We start from the raw sequence: 21,055 nt of genomic DNA on the forward strand, positions 1-21,055 counted from the left end.
TTCACGAGGGCAGCGACGGGTTGACTTCGGCCTTCGCCACCGCTCCGTCCGCGACGTTCCAGGAGCTGAGGATCTTCTTGTACGTCCCGTCGTCGATGAGCTTGTTCAGGGCCTGGCCGACGAGGTCCGCGAGGGCCTGGTCATTCTTCGCGACGGCGATCCCTCCGGGTCCGCTGTTGTACGTATCACCGAGCTTCTCGATCGCGCCGCTGGTCTGCTGGATGGCGTAGCCGACGGTAGGGGAGTCGGAGACCATCGCGTCGAGGGTTCCGTTGACGAGCCGCGTGGTGATGTCCGTCTGGCTCTTGAGTGAGACGACGTTGATGGGGCTCTTGCCGGCCTTGCTGCACCGCTCGGTCCGGTCCTTCAGATCCGGCTCCTCCTGGATGGTCCCGGTTTGGACGCCGACGGTCTTGCCGCACACGTCGTCGAGCGAGAACTTCTTCGGGTTGTCCTTCTGGACCGCCCACTGCGTGCCCGAGTCGAAGTAGCTCACAAAGTTGACGGAGGCGAGACGCTTCTTCGTGATCATGAAGGAGCTGACGCCGAGATCGTATTTCGGCCCGAGGGCGGGCAGGATGCTCGCGAATTCTGCCGTCTGCACGTCGACCTTCAGGCCGAGCTTCGCTCCGATGGCCTTGGCGAGGTCGACGTCGTAGCCCATCGGCGTGTGGTTGTCCGGGCCGCCGAGGAATTCGGCTGGGGCGTAGGTGGTGTCCGAGCCGATTTCGAGCGTGCCCCGCGCAGTGATCGCTGCCGGGACCTGGGCGGCGAGGGCATCGTCCTTCCGAACACTGCCGGGGTCGAAGCTGGGCGCGGGGCCTGAGCTGGCGGGCTGCGCCGAACCGGTTTCGGACGCGCTCGTGCACCCGGTGAGGGCGAGCACGCTCAGCGCAAGAGCTGCGGTGCCCTGGAGAGCGAGCTGGTTGAAGAGGCGCATGGGTGTCTTTCTTCTTGGGGGTGGCGGGGTGGCCTGGATTACGCGCTCAGGACGGCGAGGCCATCCGCGACGACACGTCCGCGGTGGAGGACAGTGCGGTCGTGGCCGCGGTCCATGACCGCCGCGGCTGGGCTCTCACCATCGACGAGGACGACGTCGGCCGGGTCGCCGAGGTCGGCTCCCGGACGGTCGCCGACGCCCAGCACGCGCCGGGCCCCTGGATCGATGACGCTCGCCCCGCCCATCGTGGCGACCGCGAGGCAGTGCTCGATGAGTTCATCCCGGCGGAACCCCTGCGTGAAGGAGAGCTGCCAGGTGCGATCGAGCATGTCGGCGTTGCCGTACGGGCTCCAATAGTCGCGCTGGCCGTCCTCGCCGAGGCCCACGCGCACACCTGCCTCGGCGAGGCGGACGAGCGGGAGGTGCCGGGGCGGAGGCGGGGCAACCGTCGCCAGTGAGACGTCGAGTTCGGCCATCTCGTCGATGAGGCGGCCGCGTGACTCGTCGTCGATCGATGAGAGCTGGAAGGCGTGGCTGATGGTCACCTTGCCCTGCATGCCGAGCGCACGGGTGCGCTCGAGGATCAGCTCGGTCGTGAAGGCGCCGAGGGTCCCGGTCTCGTGGAGATGGATGTCGACGGGGGCCGAATACCTGTCGGCCAGCCCGAAGACGATGTCGAGGTGGCGTGCGGGGTCGCGGTCGAGCGCTGACGGGTCAAGCCCGCCGACGACGTTCGCGCCTGCCTCCATCGCTTCCTCGAGCAGCTTCTCGGTCCCGTCCTCGCGCAGGATTCCGGCCTGCGGGAAGGCGATGATCTCGACGTCGGCGGCGTGGGCGTAGCGTTCCTTTGCCGCGAGGACAGCCTCGAAGCGCTCGAGGCGACAATCGACGTCGACCTGCGCATACGAGCGGACCCGCGTGGTTCCGCGGGCGATCATGCGCTCCAAGGCAATGGCCGAGCGCTCTCCGATCTGCACCTCGGCGCTGCGCCAGTTCTCCCGGTCGTTGAGCATCATGGCCCACACGCCGGGCGATCCCGTGTGCGGACGGAAGGGGAGGCCTAGGCGGGTCGAGTCGAGATGGACGTGCACGTCGGAAAAGGCGGGAAACAGGAGGCGGCCGCGGCCCTCGACGACCGTCACACCGTCGTGGGAGCCCGCCGCTGCCGGGTCGTGGGGCACGACGGCGGCGATCGCCGCTGAGCGTCTCGCCGCGTTCTCGATGACGACGTCGCTCGCTTCCCTGCCCCAGGGACGGACGTTGCGGATCAGGGTCTTGGAGGCCATCGGGTCAGTCACGAGTCTCTTTCTTCGGCGGATTCTTGAGCGAGGGGACAAGGTCGATTGGTATACCAAGAACGAGCGTAGGTCAGAGCTCGCGGTGCTGTAAATGATCTAGCCGGAAATCATTTGGCATGCCAAGTCCGGCCAGACGCGGAGTTCGCACCTCTGAATATCCCGCGACCCCAAGTGATTTACATCTCACATTCTCCGATCTACAGTTGTTTGGCATGCAAGAACGTCAAAACCCTTTTGAAGGACAGTGATCAGGTTGGCTCCACAGCAGGCACCCGAGCAGACCGTTCGGCAGGCCAGCATTGGTCGAGGGCATTGGGTGACGGTCATCGTCGTCGCCACGCTCATCTCGGTCGCGGCCGTGCTCATCGGGACCTACAAGCTCCAGCTCGGCCCTGCCGCGCTCGTGCTCTTCCCCATCATCTGGGCGGTGATCATCGGCGGCATCATCGGCACCCAGCGAGTGCGACGCCTATCGGGCTCGAGCCGAGCCGTGGCGGGCTTCCTCCTCGAAATAGGCATCATTGCCTTCCTGGCGGCACTCGGACTGCAGATCGGCCCGTCGCTGGCCAAGTTCACCCAGATCGGACCGGCGATCCTGCTCCAGGAGGTCGGGCACATCTTCGGCACCGTCATCCTGGCGCTGCCCATCGCCGTCGCGCTGGGGCTGGGGCGGGTGGCGATCGGTGCCTCGTGGTCGATCGATCGCGAGTCCTTCCTCGCCTACGCGCTTCAGCGGTTCGGCGTCCGGTCGGGCGAGTACCGGGGCGTCTTCTCCGTCTGGCTGCTGGGCAGCCTGTTCGGAGCGGTTTTCATCTCCCTGCTCGCTGGCACCGTCGGAAACCTCGGGATTTTCGATCCTCGGGCGCTTGCCTTGGGCCTTGGCCTCGGGTCAGCCTCGATGATGCTCGGCGGAGTCGGAGCGCTCTCCCTGCTCTTCCCGCAACGGGCCCCAGAGATCGCGGCCCTCGCGGCCCTGTCCAATCTGGTCACCAACATCGTGGGCTTCTACGCGGGCGTGTTCCTGTCCCTGCCCTTGTGCCGCCGCCTCTACCGCTTCTGGAGCCAGCTCTTCGGCCGAGACGACGAGGGCCGGTCCCTGCGGGGGAAGTCCACTGGGAGCCAGGCGGCACAGGCGGTCAAGCCGCTCGGCAAGGTCGAGACGGATCCGGCGCTAAAGCCGAACGCGCGAATGACGCTGGTGGCCTACACCGTCGTCGGACTCATGGCGCTAATCGCCAACGTCGTTGGCTCGAAGTCCTTCCATCCCGAGGATCTCATGGGCGTTGCCATGCTGCTGACCCTCACGTGGCTGGCCTTCGCATTGTCCAAGCTGGTGCCGGCGGTGCCGTCGAGCGTATGGGTCCTTTCGATGGCTACGGTCCTCTCCGCGCCCTTCATGCCGACTGCTGGCTTCCTCGGCGGCATGACCCAGCATCTCGACTCGCTGCTCGTTGGCCTCCCCGCGTTGACGCTCATCGGACTGACCCTCGGTCGCGACATCGGCGCGCTCAAGTCCCTGAGCTGGAAGGTCGTGGTCGTCGCCCTCGTAACGTACGGCGCGTCGTTCCTCGCCGCCGCTGCCGTGGGGCAGCTGGTGCTCCACTGACACCCGGTGCGGGCTGGCGGACAGAAACCCTTGACCGGACAGGAGCTGGGTCGGTAGGATTCCACGTATCAGAAAATCCTTTCCGATACGTGGAATAGACTGAGAAGGCTCCGAGTCCAGAAAGGGGAGGAAAGATGCCCACGAAAGAGACGAATCAGCTTGCACCCGCACAGGAGGCAGCAGCAGTCGAGCGCTACATTCCCCGCGAATGGACCACCGACCCCGACTTCGCCGTCCATTCCGACCGCCACGGCACCAAGCGCGATTGGTTCAGCCGGATGCTCGGCTGGCTCGCCGCTCGCTGAGCTTCCCGCGCACCAGAGAGGGCCCCGACGAACTGCGTCGGGGCCCTCGTCTGTTTGCGCCGTCAGCTTTGCAGGGTGCACACCCTGCAAAGCTGACGGCGCAACGGTTAATCCTCCGTGCTCGCGGCCGGGCCGGCGTTGACGTCGAGGAGGCGGTACTTCTCGATCGCCAGCCGCGGCGCATCCGCGGGGACCTCGCCGCGGCGGGCAAGCTCTTGGAGCGCGCGGACGACGACGGAGGTCGAGTCGATCTTGAAGAACCGCCGTGCCGCGGCGCGGGTGTCCGAGAACCCGAAGCCATCGGCCCCGAGGACGGCGTAGTCGCCGGGGACGAACTGCCGGATCTGGTCCGGCACGGACTTCATGTAGTCCGTCACGGCCACGACCGGACCGCGGGTCCCCGCGAGCTGCTGCGTCACGAAAGGCACGGGCGCCTCGAGCTCAGGATGCAGGAAGGCCTGCTCCTCGGCGGCGAGGCCGTCACGCCGGAGCTCTGTCCAGGACGTCACGCTCCACACGTCGGCGGCCACACCCCAGTCCTCGGCGAGGAGGCGACGTGCCTCGATGGCCCATGGCACCGCGACGCCTGAGGCGAGCAGCTGTGCGCGCGGGCCGTCCGCCGGCACCAGTGCCTCGAGCGGGAGCCGGTACATCCCCCGCAGGAGCCCGTCGACGTCGAGTCCTTCGGGCTCGGCGGGCTGGGCGATCGGCTCGTTGTACACCGTGAGGTAGTACATGACGTTGGGGTCTGGGTGCCGGCCGCCGTACATCCGCTCGAGACCAGCCCGCACAATGTGCCCGATCTCGTACCCGAAGGCGGGGTCGTAGGTGACCACAGCGGGGTTGGTCGACGCGAGGATGGGTGAGTGGCCGTCCGCGTGCTGGAGGCCCTCGCCCGTGAGGGTGGTCCGCCCGGCCGTGGCGCCGATGATGAAGCCGCGGGTCATCTGGTCGGCGGCGGCCCAGAACGAATCGCCAGTGCGCTGGAAGCCGAACATCGAGTAGAAGACATAGATGGGCACGAGCGGCTCGCCGTGGGTCGCATACGACGTCCCGGCTGCGGTGAAGGCGGCCACAGCGCCCGCCTCGTTGATGCCCGGGTGGATGAGCTGCCCGGCAGGGGACTCCTTGTACGCGAGGACGAGGTCGCGGTCCACGGAGAGGTAGTTCTGGCCCTTCGGGTTGTAGATCTTGGCCGTCGGGAAGAACGCGTCCATGCCGAACGTGCGGCTCTCGTCGGGCACGATCGGGACCACCCGCCGGCCGAACTCTTTGTCCCGCATGAGGTCCTTGAGCAACCTCACGAAGGCCATGGTGGTGGCCGCCTGCTGCTTTCCAGAGCCGCGGCTCGCCACGGCATAGGCGGACGACGGCGGGAGGCTCACCTCCGCGTGCCGGCTCCGGCGCTCCGGAACGGAGCCGCCGAGCACCCGGCGCCGCTCGAGGAGGTACTGGATCTCGGGCGCCTCCAGCCCTGGGTGGTAGTAGGGCGGGCGGTAAGGATCGGCCTCAAGCTGCTCGTCCGTGATCGGGATGCGCAGGAGGTCGCGGAAGTCCTTGAGGTCCTGGAGGGTGAGCTTCTTCATCTGGTGGGTCGCATTGCGGCCCTCGAAGTGCGAGCCCAGCCCGTAGCCCTTGACGGTCTTCACGAGGACGACCGTCGGCTTTCCCTTGAACTCCGTGGCGGCCCTATAGGCGGCATAGACCTTGTGGTAATCGTGACCGCCCCGCTTGAGATTCCAGATCTGCTCGTCCGTCAGATCGGCGACGAGCTCCTTCGTCTCCGGCGACTTGCCGAAGAAGTGCTCGCGGACGAACCCGCCGTCCTCGGCCTTGTACGTCTGGTAGTCGCCGTCGGGGGTCTCGTTCATGATGCGCACCAGGTGGCCGTCCCGGTCCTTCTGCAGGAGCGAGTCCCATTCCCGGCCCCAGACGACCTTGACCACGTTCCAGCCGGCGCCCCGGAAGAACGCCTCGAGCTCCTGCATGATCTTGCCGTTGCCGCGCACCGGTCCGTCGAGGCGCTGGAGGTTGCAGTTCACCACGAACGTGAGGTTGTCGAGGCCCTCGTTGGCCGCGAGCTGGAGGAGCCCTCGGCTCTCGGGCTCGTCCATTTCGCCGTCGCCGAGGAACGCCCACACGTGCTGGTCCGAGGTGTCCTTGATCCCGCGATGCTGGAGGTAGCGGTTGGACTGCGCCTGGTAGATCGCGTTCATGGGCCCGATGCCCATCGACACCGTGGGGAACTCCCAGAAGGACGGCATGAGCCGAGGATGCGGGTACGAGGAGAGGGCGTGGCCCTCGTGGGACTTCTCCTGGCGGAAGCCGTCGAGGTCTTCCTCGGTGAGCCGGCCCTCCATGAATGCGCGCGCGTACATTCCGGGCGAGGCGTGGCCTTGGAAGAAGACCTGATCTCCGCCGCCGGGATGGTCCTTCCCTCGGAAGAAGTGGTTGAAGCCGACCTCGTAGAGTGTCGCCGCACCCGCGTACGTCGAGATGTGGCCGCCGACGCCGATGCCCGGCCGCTGCGCGCGGTGGACGAGGACCGCCGCGTTCCAGCGCATCCATGCCCGATAGCGGCGCTCGGTCTCCTCATCGCCGGGGTACTCGGGCTCCTGATCGGCGGGAATGGTGTTGACGTAGTCCGTCGTCGTGACGAGCGGGACTCCGACGCTCTGGGCTCCGGCCCGCTGGAGGATGTTCCGGACCATGAACTGGGCGCGCTCGGTTCCGCGCTCCTTCACGAGAGAATCGAACGACTCGATCCACTCGGCGGTCTCCTCCGGGTCGTGGTCGGGCGGTGTTCCGAGCCCGCCGACGATCTGCTGGGTATGCTCTCCAGTCAACACGTCGAACCTCTTTCCTGCGCGCCGGGTTGCGCGCGCTCGTCCTGGGGATGTCGTCATCCCCCGGATGGCTGGTCTGCATCGTCTCCTTGATTTCGTATAATGGAAACGATTTATTGCAATGTGGATTAAGAGTGGCTTGTCGGCGTGATGTGCGTCAAGCTCGGCTCAGGATGAGGAGGCTGTATGAACGAGACCCCGCGGGTCGCCGTCGTGACGGGAGCCGGTTCCGGGATTGGTCGGGCCGTGGCCCGCAGGCTTCTTGCTGACGGGTGGAACGTCGCGCTCGCCGGGCGCCGCGCCGCCCCTCTCGCCGAGACAGCCGAGGGCTTCGGCGATCGCGCGCTTCGCGTTGCCGCCGATGTCAGCATGCCCGACGACGTCGAGCGCCTGTTCGCCGAAGCCACCGGCCGGTGGGGCCGGGTCGACGTCCTCTTCAACAACGCGGGGACGTTCGGGCCCAGCGGGGACGTCGGCGAGATCTCTCCGCAGGACTGGGAAGCGACCGTATCGATCAACCTCACGGGCAGCTTCCTCTGCGCGGCAGCGGCGTTCCGAGCGATGAAGGCGCAGAGTCCCCAAGGCGGCCGGATCATCAACAACGGCTCGATCTCGGCCCACACCCCGCGCCCCAAGTCCGTCGCGTACACGGCGACGAAGCATGCGATCACGGGCCTCACGAAGAGCATCGAGCTCGACGGGCGGCCTTACGGCATCACATGCGGCCAGATCGACATCGGCAATACACGCACGGAGATCATGACGACCCTCGGCGTCGGGCAGGGCGCTCTTCAAGCCGACGGCTCGCGCCGAATCGAGCCGACCTTCCCCGTCGAGGAGGCCGCGAACGCCGTCGTCCTCATGGCGTCCCTGCCGCCCGAGGCGACCATCGGATCGCTCCTCATCACGGCCTCCGGGATGCCGTTCGTCGGACGGGGGTGAACTAGGCGAGCGGCATGAGCCCGCTCAGGTCGGTCCGCGTCCCGGAGGCGCTGAGCTTCCCCGTGGCTACGGCGTCGAGCCAGGCCATCGATCCCGTCGCGAGCGCGAGCCAGGTCTCGCCGTCGGTCTCGACGACGTTCGGGGGAGTGCCGCGCGTGTGCCGGGGCCCCTCGATGCACTGGGCTACCCCGAACGGCGGGACACGCACCTCGACTGAGTTGCCAGGGGCACGGGCGGCAAGTTCCTCGAGGGTGTAGCGCACTGCGGTGGCCAGGACCGAGCGGTCCACTGGGGCCAGAGGTGCCCCGCCCGGTTCCGCGACGCCGTCGCCCTCCCGGGCCGCGAGCCACGCAGCGACAGCCGCCCGACCGTCGTCGGCCGTGATTCTCCGTCGTGGGGGCACTGGCTTCCTCCCTTGCTGGTCCTGAGGGCCACGTTACCGAGCGCTCCTGTCCGCTTCTAGACGCGCCAAGTGCGTGTTCTGCCGAAACGCGCCGCTTCCTGGCTGATGGGGGAAGAACAACCGGACAGGAACGCGGCCGGCGTCAACCCAACAGGGCCGAAACAGCACGCCCGAGCCGGATCCGGCCCACGGCGCGACCACCGCCCATGACGGGCTCCACGACGTCCTCGAGGACGCGCGCAACCTCGGGGATGTCGACGGCGTCGGCGGCGGCGAGCATGGTGAGCCCCACGAGGGTGGTGGCGCGCAAGCTCCCGTCCAGCATCTTCACGGCTGCCGTGGCGCCCTGGGGCGTGGCGAGGACCAGGATGCCTTCGGCGCCGATCTTCGCGATGATCCCCAACTCGTCCATGACCACGGTGTTCTCGCGGCCCTTGCCCTGGACGGCCCAGGCGTAGTCGAGCATCGAGGTGACAATGGTGGCGGCGCGCGCATCGCCCGCCTCGCCGCGCATCCCGGGCGCCTTCGCCAGCTGCGAGTACGCCCGCGCCAGGCCGGTCAGCGACATCGCGGCCACGGGTGCGCCGCATCCGTCGATGCCGAGGTGGGCGATCGGTTCGCCCGTGTACTCCTCGATCGTCTCGAGGACGCGCTGCTGAAGCGGGTGGTTCGGCTCGAGGTAGCTCCCGCGGCCCCAGCCGTTGACGGAACAGGCCCAGAGGAACGCGGCGTGCTTCCCGGAGCAGTTGTGGGCCAGACGCCGCTTGCCGCTCTCTGTGCGAACGAGCCAGGCGCGCGCCTCCTCGTCCCGCGGCCACGCCGGCGGGCACTGAAGATCCGCCTCTCGCACTCCAGCGGCCTTCAGCATTCCCTCGACGACGTCCAGATGGTCGAGCGACCCCACGTGCGAGCCGCACGCGATGGCCACCTGCGGGCCCCGCAACGGGACCCCGCTGCGCATCGACGCGAGCGCCTGGAGCGGCTTGAGTGCCGAGCGGGCGTAGACGGGAGTCCGGATGTCGCCGAGTTCGGTCACCACGCTGCCGTCGCCGGCGAGCACGACGGCGGATCCGAGGTGCCGTGACTCGACGAAGCCGCTGCGTTCGATCACAGCGAGTTCCACGGCGTCGTCCGCCGTGAAAGTTGCGTGGGTGGCCATGTGCGAAGTCTATGCTTCGCGTGCCGCGCATCGATGCAAGCAGCGCAGGCGGACCGATAACCTTGGGGTGTGAAGGTTCTCGTGATCGGCCCGGGCGGCCGCGAACACGCCATTGTCCGTTCCCTTTTGGCCGATCCCGCCGTCACCGAAGTGCATGCGGCACCCGGCAACGCGGGGATCGCCCAGGTCGTGCCGACCCACGCCATCGACGCCAACAGCCCCTCTGCCGTCACGCACCTCGCCCAGAAGCTCGAGGTGGATCTCGTCGTGATCGGCCCCGAGGCGCCCCTCGCCGCCGGCGTCGCGGACGCCCTGCGGGAGGCCGGCATCCCGGTCTTCGGCCCGAGCAAGGCCGCCGCCCAGCTCGAGGCATCCAAGGCGTTCGCGAAGCAGGTCATGGCGGAGGCCGGCGTGCCCACGGCCATGGCGCGGGTGGCAACGACGGCGGAGGAGGCGGCCGACGCGCTCGATTCCTTCGGCGCCCCCTACGTGGTGAAGGACGACGGGCTCGCCGCAGGGAAGGGCGTCGTCGTGACCGAGGACCGCGAGGCGGCACTCGCCCACGCGCAGGCCTGCTTCGACGCCGGCGGCAGCGTGGTGATCGAGGAGTTCCTGGACGGCCCCGAGGTCTCGCTCTTCGTGCTCAGCGACGGCCAGACGGTGGTGCCGCTCTCCCCGGCTCAGGACTTCAAGCGCATCTTCGACAACGACGAGGGCCCGAACACGGGCGGCATGGGCGCCTACACACCCCTCGACTGGGCACCGGAGGGCCTTGTCGACGACGTGGTGCGGCGGGTAGCCCAGCCTACGATCGACGAGATGGCCAAGCGCGGCACTCCGTTCGTCGGCGTGCTCTACTGCGGCCTCGCGCTCACGTCCCGCGGCACAAGGGTCATCGAGTTCAATGCGCGGTTCGGCGACCCCGAGACCCAGGCCGTCCTCGCGCGCCTCAAGACGCCGCTCGGCGGGATCCTCCTCGCCGCCGCCAAGGGGCATCTGGACGACGCGGACGAGCTGCGCTGGTCGCCCGAGTCCGCGGTCGCCGTCGTGCTCGCCTCCGAGAACTATCCCGACAAGCCGCGCACAGGCGATCGCATCCGGGGCCTGAAGAAGGCGGCCGCGGTCGAGGGCACACACGTCCTCCACGCGGGCACCAAGCTCGACGACGACGGCCACGTGGTGAGCGCGGGTGGCCGTGTCCTCGCTGTGGTGGCGCTTGGCGAGGACCTGCAGGAGGCTCGCGAACGCGCGTACGAGGGAATCGGGCTCATCCGTCTGGACGGCGGCCAGTACCGCAAGGACATCGCAGCGAAAGCCGCACGCGGCGAGATCCGCGTGCCCGAGCGGGCCGGAAAGGCAGGGGTCTGATGACGGAGACCCGCGGTTTCCAGACGGAGGCGCCTCTCCTCGAAGGCTGGCGGCACATCTATTCGGGCAAGGTCCGCGACCTGTACGAGCCAGTCGAAGGCGCCGTCATTTCACATCCTGCGGATGTCGTCCTGGTGGTCGCCAGCGACCGCATCAGCGCCTACGACCACGTCCTCTCCAGCAGCATCCCGGACAAGGGCCGCATCCTGACGCAGCTGAGCCTGTGGTGGTTCGACCAGCTCAACGTGCCGAACCACGTGGTCGGCTCCACGGTCGACGACGGCGTGCCCGCCGAGGTCGTGGGCCGCGCCATGATCTGCCGCCGCCTCGAGATGTACCCGGTCGAGTGCATCGCCCGTGGCTACCTCACGGGCTCCGGCCTCGCCGAGTACCGCGAGAGCGGCACGGTGTGCGAGATCCCTCTGCCCGAGGGCCTCGTCGACGGCTCACGCCTGCCCGAGGCGATCTTCACACCCTCGGCGAAGGCCGAGGTCGGCGAGCACGACGAGAACATCACCTACGAGGACGTCACCGGCATGGTGGGCGACGACGCGGCCGCCCAGCTGCGCAGCCTCACCCTCGAGATCTACCGCGAGGCAGAGCGGATCGCGCGGGAGCGCGGGATCATCCTCGCGGACACGAAGGTCGAATTCGGCCTGGATCCCATCACCGGCCTCATCACCCTCGGGGACGAGGTGCTCACGCCGGACTCGTCCCGCTTCTGGGATGCGGCAACGTGGGAGCCCGGCAAGGCCCAGCCGTCGTTCGACAAGCAGTTCGTCCGGGATTGGCTCACCTCGCCGGAGTCCGGCTGGGATCGACACTCCGATCAGGAGCCCCCGGCTCTTCCTGAAAACGTCGTCGAGCGCACACGCGCACGCTACGTGGAGGCGTTCGAGCGGCTCACGGGGCGCGCCTTCGAGGGATGAGCCTTCTCCGCGCTGCTTAACCCGGGGGCGCCGGCTTCTCCTCGGGATGCCCGGCGCGCTGCTGCGCGAGCCGGATCTCGAGGATCGCGTCCATGGTCTGCTGGACCTTCTCCGAGGCGCCCGCGTAGCTGAACTGCTCGCGGGCGTCCTTGAGGAGCTCGAGCGCCTCGTCGTTCCGGCCGAGGGCCTTGAGCGCGCGGCCGTAGAGGAGGGCCACCTCTCCCGCGGTGTGCCGGCCGAGGACCTTCTTCTCCGCGTGGATCTCCTTGAGCTTCTCGATCGCTTCCGGGAGTTCGCCGTTGAGGTACAGCCACCGGGCGCGGATGAACGCCACCTCGAGCTGCTCGGGCCGGCTCCCTCCCACGATGGAGAGGGCCAGCTCGGCGCGCTCGATCGCGGCGAGGGTCTCCGGCTCGACGATGCCGCCGGACAGGCGCACCGCGGCGGAGGCCTTGTTGAACCGGGCCCAGAGCTCGATGTCGTTCGCGGGGGAGAGGAGCTTCGCTGCCCGCTCGTGGTGCTTGACGCCCTCTTCGTAGTCGGCGCGCATGAACGCGACGTTCCCGATGACCCACTCGACCTCGCCCGAGAGCTGGCCCATGGACTCCTCGTCCACGAGGGAGCCGAGAATCTTGCAGTAGTCCCATGCCTCGTCCAGGCGGCCGCTCTCTGCAAGGGCGCCGATGAGGGCGCGGAGCGCTCCGATGTAGATCGTGGAGCCGGCGGGGAGTTGGGCCCCGAGGCGCACTGCTTCGCGAGCATGTTCGACGGCGGTCCCGAGCTGGCCGAGGCCGTGGCACACGGCAGCGAGCATCTGGTGGGCGCGGACGGCGAGGCCATCTGACTCGGCGATGATGGGGTGTTCGAGGAGATGCTGGACGATCCGCTGGCACTCGGCGAGCTGGCCCTGCTTCATGAGGCACTCGGCCTGCATGTACGTCATGTTCCACCATGCGCTATTGTTTTTCGCCTCGAGGGCGAACTGCGCGGCCGTGGCTGCATGGCTCGCGGCTTGGGCGTAGTCGCGCATGTCCCACGCCTGCCGTGCATACAGGCCGGCAAGGACGTATTCGGCGTCATTGGCCGTAACAGGCTGGCTCCAGGCCTCGAGGGCCTTCGGTGCGAGTTCAAGCCGGCGGGCCAGCTCCTGGATGACTTCGGGAGTCGGCTCCCGACGGCCAGTTTCGAGGAGGGAGATGTAGCTCGGAGAGTAGAGATCCTTGCCCAATTCCGCCTGGGTCAGCCCACGCTCGAGGCGCTCGGCCCGCAACTTCTCGCCGAATCCGCTCCCCACAACTTCCTCCTTGACAGAGCACCCCGGTCTGCAACTTGGGGTAAGGCGATACCCTAGCGGCTTGACACCTGCTGTGGATCTTATTTTACTTGGTGTGTCAATCACGACAAAGCACGCTCTGCCCGATTGCACCCGCTACAACATAAGGACATGACATGCTCAAGAAGTTGACCGCGTCACTCGCCCTCGTCGGCGCTCTGGCGCTGGGAGGCGTTTCTGTTGCCCCGACGGCCATCGGCAACTGGCCTGACCCCATGAAGACCACGGCGATCGGCAACTGGCCTGACCCGATGAAGTCCACGGCGATCGGCAACTGGCCCGACCCGATGAAGGCCACGGCGATCGGCAACTGGCCCGACCCGATGAAGTCGACCTTCTGATCTGACTTATCCAGGCGAGCGGACGACTGCCCGAGGCAGGCAGCAACGTTCGACTCTCCGACATGATCCGCGCTAGCGGGTCCAGAGATAGTGCAGGGGAGCCCCGCCCGTCACCTCGACGGGCGGGGTTCTTCGTTTTCTAACCCGGGTATCCCGCGAATTGTGGGTTTTGTGCGAGTGATGGGCATGGATACGCGCAAAAAAGCGACAATTCTGCGAAAGCAGAGGGCAATAAAAAAGTGCCCCGGCATTTTCCGCCAGAGCACTTTTTGTGGTCGGGATGACAGGATTTGAACCTGCGACCTCTTCGTCCCGAACGAAGCGCGCTACCAAGCTGCGCTACATCCCGATCCGCTGCCATTCGTGGACCAAGTCCCCGAAGCAACTCATCCAGAGTACCCGATTCGGGCCCCTGACGTGAAATCAGACCAGCGACTCGCGCCACGCCCCGTGCAGCGCCGCGAATCGCCCGCCGCCCCGGATGAGCTCCTCGGGGGTGCCGTCCTCGACGATGCGGCCGCCGTCCATGACGAGGACCCGGTCCGCGATCTCCACCGTGGAGAGCCGATGCGCGATGATGATGGCCGTCCGCTCACGCTGGGCGAGCAGCTTCGCGAGGCCAGCCTGGACGAGCCGCTCCGACGGGATGTCGAGCGACGAGGTCGCCTCGTCGAGGATGAGCACCGCCGGTGCCGCGAGGAACGCACGGGCGAAGGAGATGAGCTGGCGTTGGCCCGCCGAGACCCGCCCACCGCGTTTGTTGACGTCCGTGTCGTAGCCCTCGGGCAGGGCTTCGATGAAGTCGTGCGCGCCCACCGCCTTGGCGGCGGCCTCGACCTCGGCGCGGGTCGCCGTCGGCCGTCCCAGCGCGATGTTGTCGGCGACCGAGCCGCTGAAGAGGAACGCCTCCTGGGTGACCATGACGACGGCTCGCCGCAGGTCGGTCGTCGAGAGGCGCCGGAGGTCCACGCCGTCGAGCATCACCGCGCCTGAGGTGACGTCGTAGAAGCGCGCGATCAGCTTGGCGAGGGTCGATTTCCCCGCGCCCGTGGCCCCCACCAGCGCGACGGTCTGACCGGCTGGAATGTCGAGGCTGAATTCCGGGAGGACCACCGGGCCCTCGCCGTAGCCGAACTCAACGCGGTCGAAGCGGACCTCGCCACGCGGGTCCGGGAGCGGCGTGGGATCGCGCGGAGGCACCACTGTGGGGACCTCCTCGAGCAGTCCCGAGACCTTCTCGAGCGCCGCCTGTGCGCTCTGGAAGGAGTTGTAGAACATGGCCATGTCCGCGACCGGCTGGTAGAAGCGCTTCACCGAGAGGACCAGCGCGAGGAGCACGCCGACGGCGAGCGTTCCGTCGAGCACGCGGAGGCCCGCGACGAGGAGCACGACGGCGACCGTCACGTTCCCGATGAGCACGAGCCCGGGCTGCAGGATGCCGTTGAGCTGGATCGAGCGGGCGGTCACCTTGCGATAGTCCTCGGCGAGGCCGCCGAAGACCTCGTTGTTCTCGGCCTCCTTGCGGAAGGCCTTCACCGCGCGGATGCCCGTCATCGTTTCGACGAAGTGCACGATCAGGCGCGCCGAGGCGACCCGGGAGGCCCGGTAGGCCACCTGAGAGCGCTTCTGGTACCAGCGCGCGAGGGCGAACATCGGCGCCGCCGCCGTGAGCATGATGAAGCCGGACGGCCAGTCGAGCAGGAACACCGTGGCCGCAGTGAACAGCATGAACAGAATGCCGGAGACGAGCGAGCTGACGCCTGAATCGAGCAGCTCGCGCAGGGCCTCGAGATCCGAGGTCTGGCGGCTGATGATGCGGCCCGAGGTGTAGTGCTCGTGGAAGTCCAGGCTCAGGCGCTGCGTGTGCCGGAAGACGCGGACGCGGAGGTCGAGCAGCATCGCCTGGCTGAGTTTCGCCGTGGAGGTCACGTAGCCCGCGGTGAGCCCCGCCGTCGTGAGCGCGGCCGCGAGGTAGGCGGCGCCGGTGAGCCAGACGAGCAACGAGTCGCCGTGCAGGAGTGCGGGCAGGGCGCGGTCCACGCCGAGGGCGATGATCGCGGGGCCGGCGGCTTTCGTCGCCTGCGACACGACGACCATCCCCAGCGTCGCCCAGAAGCGCACCCGCACCGGACGGATGAGCTCGGCGAGGAGTCGGAGGGACCGGCGGCGGACCGCGCGCGATTCCTCGCGGGAGAGGACGACGTCGTCCTCGGCGTGCGCTTCCGGCGCGCCCGGGCGGGAGGTGCCTCTCGCCGTGCGGGGAGCGTGGCTCATCGGGCCTCCTCCAGATCGTCCAGATCGCCGGCTTCGAGCTCCGAGTCGAGGTCCCGCGGGGCGGTGTCGAGGCTCGCGATGACGTACCGGTAGTGCGAGTTCCGTGCGAGGAGCTCGGAATGGGTGCCCACGTCATCGATGACGCCGTCCCGCAGGAGCGCCACGCGGTCGGCGAGGGCGACGGTGGACGGGCGGTGGGCGACGATGAGGGTCGTCGTCTCGGCGAGCACCTGTCGAAGGCGCGCCTCGACGCGTTCCTCGGTGGCGACGTCGAGCGCGGAGAGGGGATCGTCGAGGACCAGCACGGCAGGCTTGGCCGCGATCGCGCGGGCGAGCGCAATGCGCTGCCGCTGCCCGCCGGACAGGCTCAGCCCCTCCTCGCCGATCCGGGTGTCGACCCCCTCGGGGAGCGAATACGCGAAGTGGGCCTGCGCGACGTCGAGGGCCTCCTGGAGGAGGGCCTCCGCCTCTGGCCCCTCCCGGGTCGAGGCGCCGAGCAGGACGTTGTCCCGAACAGACGTCGAGAAGAGCGTGGTGTCCTCGAACGCGACGGAGACGATCCGGCGGAGGTCCGAGAGCGCGAGGCTGCGGACGTCCACACCGTCGATCTCGACCGAGCCGCCGCTCACCTCGTACAGCCGGGGCACGAGCTGCAGGAGGGTGCTCTTCCCCGATCCCGTCAGGCCTACGAGGGCCATGGTCTCGCCGGGGACGAGCTCAAGGTCGATGTCGCGGAGAACCGGGCGGGCGCCGTCGTCCTTGCGCTCGGCCGATCGCGAGCGGGAGGGCTCGTACGCGAAGCGGACACTGCGGAAGGCGAGCGCCCCGCGGGGCCGGGCGAGACGCCGCGGCTCCTTGGGGTCCGCGATCGAGACGGGCTCGTCCCGGACCTCGTAGTGGCGGTCGATTGCGGTCTTCGCCGTGAGGGCCATGCCCACGAGGGCGCCCGACATCTCGACGGGGTTCGCGACCGCGGCCGCCGTGGCGAAGAATGCGGCGAGGGCGCCCACCGTGATCTGGTTGGTCGCGGCGAGCCACAGCCCCACCATGAGCCCGGTCCCCAGGGCGAGCTCCGGCAGCAGGGTCACGACCATGCTGAACACCGCGAGATGACGGGCCTTCGTGACCTCCGTGGCGCGGAGCTCCTCGGCCTGCAGCGTGAAGTTCTCGAGCGCCTCGCGGCTCCGTCCGAACGCCTTGAGCACCCGGATGCCGTGCACAGACTCCTCGACGGCCGTCGCGAGGTCTCCGGCCTGGTCCTGACTTCGGCGGGAAGCGGCTACGAACTGGCGGCGGAAGCGGAAGCTGTAGATGCTGATCGGAACAGCCGCGGCAAGGAAGATGAGCGCAAGCTGCCACGAAATGGTGAACAGCATGGCGATGCCCACGATCACGGTGGTGATCGAGATGACCAGATAGATCGCCCCGAACGCGAGCCAGCGGCGCAGCATGTTGAGGTCGGTCATGGCACGTGAGAGCAGCTGGCCCGAGCCCCAGCGGTCGTGGAACGAGACCGGCAGGAGCTGCAGGTGCCGGTACAGCGTGACGCGCAGCGACGCCTCGACATTCGTTGCGGGGTCCAGCACGAAGATGCGGCGCAGGAAGGTCAGCAGCGCTTCGAGCACGCCCATGATGAGGACGACGACGGCGGCGCTCACGACGGCGGACGGCGTGGCACCGGCGCGCAGCAGCGTGTCGATGATGGCGCGGAACACCTGCGGCACGAGGACCGCGAGAACCGAGGCGGAAAGCCCCACGCCCAGGCCCGCGACGAGCCGCGGAATGATGCGCCGCGCCTCGGGCGCGAGCCGTGCCAGACTGCGGCGGAAGGGGATCTGCTCTCGGGCGGGGGCCTTGACGGGCATGCCGGTGCGTGCACCTCCGGCTAGAAGTAGTTAGCTGCGGCAACTACCCTACGCCATGCGGCTGTGAGGGTCTGCTGGAGGCGGCGGTGCGCGGGGGAGCCCGGGCCGCCGATTACCGCCGTGCGGTCAGCGTCAGCAGCACAGCTTCCGGGCGGCACGCGATGCGGATAGGCGCGAAACGCGACGTTCCGATGCCGCCGGAGACGTTGAGAGGGACCCAATGGCCGTCGTGCTCCCAGCCCGTGAGGCCCTTGGCGCGCCACGTCGGGAGGTCGCAGTTCGACACCAGAGCGCCGTAGCCGGGGAGGCAGATCTGACCGCCATGAGTGTGGCCCGCGAGGATCAGGTTGGCTCCCACACGCGTGAAGTGATCGAGCACCCGCTGGTACGGGGCATGGATGACCGCCACCTTCACGTGCGGCTTACGGTCGTGGCCCGAAGCGCCACGGGGCCAGTCGGCGTAACGCTCGCGCTTGAGGTGCGGATCGTCCACTCCGGAGAAGTCGAAGCGCGTCCCGTTGAACGCGAGCGACTGGGAGCGGTTGGTGAGGTCGATCCAGCCGGCCGCGCCGAAACCCGCGAAGAGGCCGCGCCAATCGAGCTCGATCCGCTCCGGGAGGGGGCGGCGGTTCGACGGTCCTAGGAGGTACGTCGCCGGGTTCCGGGCGATGGGCGCGTAATAGTCGTTAGAGCCCGGGACGTAGACGCCGGGGAACGTCAGAAGGGGCGCGAGCGCCTCGAGCAGGGGAGCGACCGCTTCCACGTGGCTCAGGTTGTCGCCGGTGTTGACGACGAGGTCGGGATTGAGGCTCGCGAGCTCCCCGAGCCACCGCGCCTTCTTCGTCTGGCCCGGCACGAAGTGGATGTCGCTGAGGTGCAGCACCCGCAACGGCGCGGAACCGGGCGGCAGGATCGGAACGCGCTCCTCGCGGAGACCGAACTGCTCCTTCTCCCACCAGCCGTAGGCGGCTGCCGCGGCGCCAGCCGAGGCCGCCATGCCGGCCAAGAGCCCGGTCCGCTTGCCCGCCCGGGCGAGGGCCGCCGTCGTCCGCCGCGCTGTACGGGCGAGGGCCCGCCCCGAAGAGGGGACGGGCCCTTCAAGGGCTGCCATCAGCCGTTGCCCTTGCCGTTGCCGGGCTTCGTTTGGACTGGCGGTGGCTGCGGCGCGAAAGTCTGCAGCGGCGCAGGCTGATTCTGGCTCCCAGTTCCGCCCGCGCCCTGGGTAGTGGTACCGCTGGGCGGCGTGGCGCCAGAGCCACCGGTGATGAGGTTCTGCGGCGGAGCATCGAAGTCGCCGTGGTCGTACAGGCCGAGCACCTTCTGCATGTAGTAGGCCCACTGCGGTCCGGCGATGAACGCACCGTCGACGCTTGTGTAGAACTTCCCGTTGACCGTCACGCCGCGCCCGATGCGCGAGCTCGGGTCATTCAGTGCCTCGCCGAAGAAGGACGCCGTAGCGAGGCCTCGGGTGTAGCCCACCACCCACGTCTGGCTGTTGTACTGGTTGGTACCGGTCTTTGCCGCGTCGGGGACGCCGAGCTTGATGGTCTGGCCGCTGTTGTCCTTGATGTTGTAGCCCGAGCCCTTGGTGAGCACGTCTTGGAGCACGTTTGTGACGGCCTTGGCCACGTCCGGCTTGATCGCCCCCTGCTGGCAGGTCGGAGCCTGGCCGCCGATCTTCTTGCCCTGCACGTCGGTGACCTCCGTAATGGACATCGGAGTGCAGTAGGTGCCGTTGCTCGCGAAGGTCGCAAACGCGTTCGCCATGGTCATCGGCGCCACGTTCATGCCGCCGAGGAGGTTGCCGAGGGTCGAGAGGTCGAGCTTCTGGCCCTTGCCCTCGCCGTCATGCATGCCGAGCGAATCGGCCGCCCGCTGGATGTCGCAGAAGTCGTTGAGGCCTGCCGCAGAGGCGAACGTCGCGGTGTTGATCGACTGATAGATGCCCTCGCGGACCGACATGGGCCGGTACCAGCCGGGTTCGTCGTTCTGCAGGTCATCCGAACCGGACACGGTGGAGTCATAGAAGCCGTTGACCTTGCCGCACGTGGACTTCCACGGGTAGTTCGCGGGATAACGGCGCTGGGCCGCGTTGACGATCTGGTTGGTCGGCTTGCCCTCGTTGAGCCATGCCGCGAGCGTCACCGGTTTCATCGTCGAACCGGGCTGCATGCCTCCCGCGCCGCCGAGGTCATTCCCGTTGGGGTCCGTTCTGTCGACGTTGAAGTTGTAGGACGTGACGAAGTCCTTCCCCTGGCCGGGGAGCATGCGGGTGTTCTGGGCCATCGCCAGGATCTTGCCGCTGCCGGGCTCAATCGTCACGAGTGAGGCGCCCCATTTGTCCGGGTTGGCCCCGGCAGTCGCGTCGACCTGTTCCTGGGCAGGGCCCTGCATACGGGTGTCGAGCGTGGTCTTGATGGTGAGGCCGCCGCGCGTGAGCTTCTGGTCTCGCGCATCCTTGTCTGCGCCGAAGGCGGGATCGTTTTCAATCTGGTGCACCACGTAGTCGCAGAAGTACTGCGCCTGCCCCGCGTACTGGCAGCCCTGCTTCGGTGGATTCACCTTGAGCTGGATCGGGGTATTGACGGCGTCGTCGTGCTGCTGCTTGTTGATGTAGCCGTGCTCGAGCATCGAGTCGAGCACGAGGTTCCGGCGCTTGATCGAGTTGTCCGGGTGCGCGATGGGGTCGTAATAGGACGGGCTGTTCACGAGGCCCGCGAGCAGCGCCGCCTGCGGAAGCGTCAGGTCCTTTGCGTCAACCGAGAAGAAGTACTGGCTCGCCGCCTGGATTCCGTACGCGTTCGTGTTGAAGAACACGATGTTGAGGTAGCCCTGAAGGATCTGCTCCTTCGAGTACTGCTTCTCGAGAGCGATGGCGAGCTTCATTTCCCGCAGCTTGTCGCCGACGCCCTTCTGGCCGTTGAGGACCACCTCGGCGTCCTTGCCCTGCGAGACGAGGTTCTCGTTGATGACATTCGTCACATACTGCTGGGTGAGCGTCGAGGCGCCCTGCTTGTTCCCTCGCGCGTTCGAGACCAGCGCCCGGAGGATGCCCGTGGGGTCGACGCCGCCGTGCTCGTAGAACCGGTAGTCCTCGATGGCCACGATGCCGTTCTTGATATTGGGAGACATCTGGTCGAGCGGGACCTGCGTCCGGTTCTCCGCGAACAGGGTCGCGATCTGCGAGCCGTCGGCTGCGAGGAGCTTCGTCACCTGTCCCGGAGGGGTCACGGTCAGTTCGCTCGGCAGGCTGTCGAAGAACTGCACCGAACCGTTTGCTGCGCTCCCCGTCACGGCTGCAGCGGGCACCATAAGGCCCGCCACGAGCACTCCGCAGATCGCGCTGACACCAAGGAAAGCGATGATCTTGCCGAGCGTTGTGGCAGTGTCGAAGAGCGGATTCTTGCCAGACGCCATGTAGGGCAGTCTACCGGGACCGATTACGC

Annotated in this window: 16 protein-coding genes and 1 tRNA gene; 6 read left to right on the plus strand and 11 right to left on the minus strand. The window is 67.9% G+C overall.

The window, feature by feature from the left end:
* Position 1 precedes the first annotated feature (1 nt).
* Positions 2-940, minus strand: coding sequence for an ABC transporter substrate-binding protein (locus E5679_RS07800; protein WP_138414516.1), 939 nt, complete (start codon positions 938-940; stop codon positions 2-4).
* A gap of 38 nt (positions 941-978) precedes the next feature.
* A complete protein-coding gene (locus E5679_RS07805) occupies positions 979-2,226 on the minus strand; it encodes an amidohydrolase family protein (RefSeq protein WP_138414722.1) in 1,248 nt (415 codons plus the stop codon).
* 328 nt (positions 2,227-2,554) lie between these two features.
* Here E5679_RS07805 and E5679_RS07810 point away from each other — a divergent pair, with 328 nt between their 5' ends.
* Together E5679_RS07810 and E5679_RS20800 are read left to right on the plus strand one after the other, a co-directional pair.
* Entirely contained in the window at positions 2,555-3,844 is a 1,290-nt protein-coding gene (locus E5679_RS07810; RefSeq protein WP_138414724.1) for a DUF3100 domain-containing protein, read from the plus strand.
* Between the two features lie 134 nt (positions 3,845-3,978).
* Entirely contained in the window at positions 3,979-4,149 is a 171-nt protein-coding gene (locus E5679_RS20800; protein WP_171042284.1) for a hypothetical protein, read from the plus strand.
* A 107-nt stretch (positions 4,150-4,256) separates the two neighbouring features.
* On the opposite strand, the gene aceE is transcribed toward E5679_RS20800, so the two are convergent.
* The gene (gene aceE / locus E5679_RS07815; protein WP_138414517.1) at positions 4,257-7,055 is read right to left on the minus strand and encodes a pyruvate dehydrogenase (acetyl-transferring), homodimeric type; all 2,799 of its coding nucleotides are present in this window, start codon (positions 7,053-7,055) and stop codon (positions 4,257-4,259) included.
* 126 nt (positions 7,056-7,181) lie between these two features.
* Here aceE and E5679_RS07820 point away from each other — a divergent pair, with 126 nt between their 5' ends.
* Positions 7,182-7,937 (plus strand): SDR family oxidoreductase, encoded by a 756-nt coding sequence (locus E5679_RS07820; RefSeq protein ID WP_138414518.1) that lies wholly within the window; start codon positions 7,182-7,184, stop codon positions 7,935-7,937.
* Position 7,938: 1 nt separating this feature from the next.
* Here E5679_RS07820 and E5679_RS07825 read toward each other — a convergent pair whose 3' ends face one another.
* Together E5679_RS07825 and E5679_RS07830 are read right to left on the minus strand one after the other, a co-directional pair.
* On the minus strand, positions 7,939-8,340 hold the full coding sequence (locus tag E5679_RS07825; RefSeq protein WP_138414519.1) for a sterol carrier family protein: 402 nt from the start codon (positions 8,338-8,340) through the stop codon (positions 7,939-7,941).
* Positions 8,341-8,482: 142 nt separating this feature from the next.
* Positions 8,483-9,499 (minus strand): asparaginase, encoded by a 1,017-nt coding sequence (locus E5679_RS07830; protein ID WP_138414520.1) that lies wholly within the window; start codon positions 9,497-9,499, stop codon positions 8,483-8,485.
* A 69-nt stretch (positions 9,500-9,568) separates the two neighbouring features.
* Here E5679_RS07830 and purD point away from each other — a divergent pair, with 69 nt between their 5' ends.
* Both purD and E5679_RS07840 read left to right on the plus strand, forming a co-directional pair.
* Positions 9,569-10,867 carry a phosphoribosylamine--glycine ligase gene (gene purD, locus E5679_RS07835; RefSeq protein WP_138414521.1) on the plus strand — a complete coding sequence of 433 codons (1,299 nt, stop codon included), beginning with the start codon at positions 9,569-9,571 and terminating at the stop codon, positions 10,865-10,867.
* Positions 10,867-11,796: a phosphoribosylaminoimidazolesuccinocarboxamide synthase gene (locus E5679_RS07840; RefSeq protein WP_138414522.1), complete on the plus strand. Its 930-nt coding sequence runs from the start codon at positions 10,867-10,869 to the stop codon at positions 11,794-11,796. Before purD ends, E5679_RS07840 begins: the two co-directional genes overlap by 1 nt.
* A 16-nt stretch (positions 11,797-11,812) precedes the next feature.
* Here E5679_RS07840 and E5679_RS07845 read toward each other — a convergent pair whose 3' ends face one another.
* Positions 11,813-13,090 (minus strand): helix-turn-helix domain-containing protein, encoded by a 1,278-nt coding sequence (locus tag E5679_RS07845; RefSeq protein WP_138414523.1) that lies wholly within the window; start codon positions 13,088-13,090, stop codon positions 11,813-11,815.
* Positions 13,091-13,245: 155 nt separating this feature from the next.
* Between E5679_RS07845 and E5679_RS07850 the strand changes: the two genes are divergently transcribed.
* On the plus strand, positions 13,246-13,470 hold the full coding sequence (locus E5679_RS07850; RefSeq protein WP_138414524.1) for a hypothetical protein: 225 nt from the start codon (positions 13,246-13,248) through the stop codon (positions 13,468-13,470).
* Positions 13,471-13,742: 272 nt separating this feature from the next.
* On the opposite strand, the gene E5679_RS07855 is transcribed toward E5679_RS07850, so the two are convergent.
* The 5 genes from E5679_RS07855 to E5679_RS07875 all read right to left on the minus strand — a co-directional run bounded on the left by E5679_RS07855 (position 13,743) and on the right by E5679_RS07875 (position 21,026).
* Positions 13,743-13,819 (minus strand) — tRNA-Pro (locus E5679_RS07855).
* A 74-nt stretch (positions 13,820-13,893) separates the two neighbouring features.
* Positions 13,894-15,744 (minus strand): ABC transporter ATP-binding protein, encoded by a 1,851-nt coding sequence (locus E5679_RS07860; protein ID WP_138414525.1) that lies wholly within the window; start codon positions 15,742-15,744, stop codon positions 13,894-13,896.
* Positions 15,741-17,609: an ABC transporter ATP-binding protein gene (locus tag E5679_RS07865; RefSeq protein WP_138414526.1), complete on the minus strand. Its 1,869-nt coding sequence runs from the start codon at positions 17,607-17,609 to the stop codon at positions 15,741-15,743. Before E5679_RS07865 ends, E5679_RS07860 begins: the two co-directional genes overlap by 4 nt.
* 112 nt (positions 17,610-17,721) lie before the next feature.
* Positions 17,722-18,720 carry a metallophosphoesterase gene (locus E5679_RS07870; RefSeq protein WP_171042285.1) on the minus strand — a complete coding sequence of 333 codons (999 nt, stop codon included), beginning with the start codon at positions 18,718-18,720 and terminating at the stop codon, positions 17,722-17,724.
* Entirely contained in the window at positions 18,720-21,026 is a 2,307-nt protein-coding gene (locus E5679_RS07875) for a transglycosylase domain-containing protein (RefSeq protein ID WP_138414527.1), read from the minus strand. The genes E5679_RS07870 and E5679_RS07875 overlap by 1 nt, the downstream gene beginning before the upstream one ends.
* Positions 21,027-21,055 lie beyond the last annotated feature (29 nt).

The organism is Sinomonas gamaensis (assembly GCF_005876955.1).
Classification (GTDB): Bacteria; Actinomycetota; Actinomycetes; order Actinomycetales; family Micrococcaceae; genus Sinomonas; species Sinomonas gamaensis.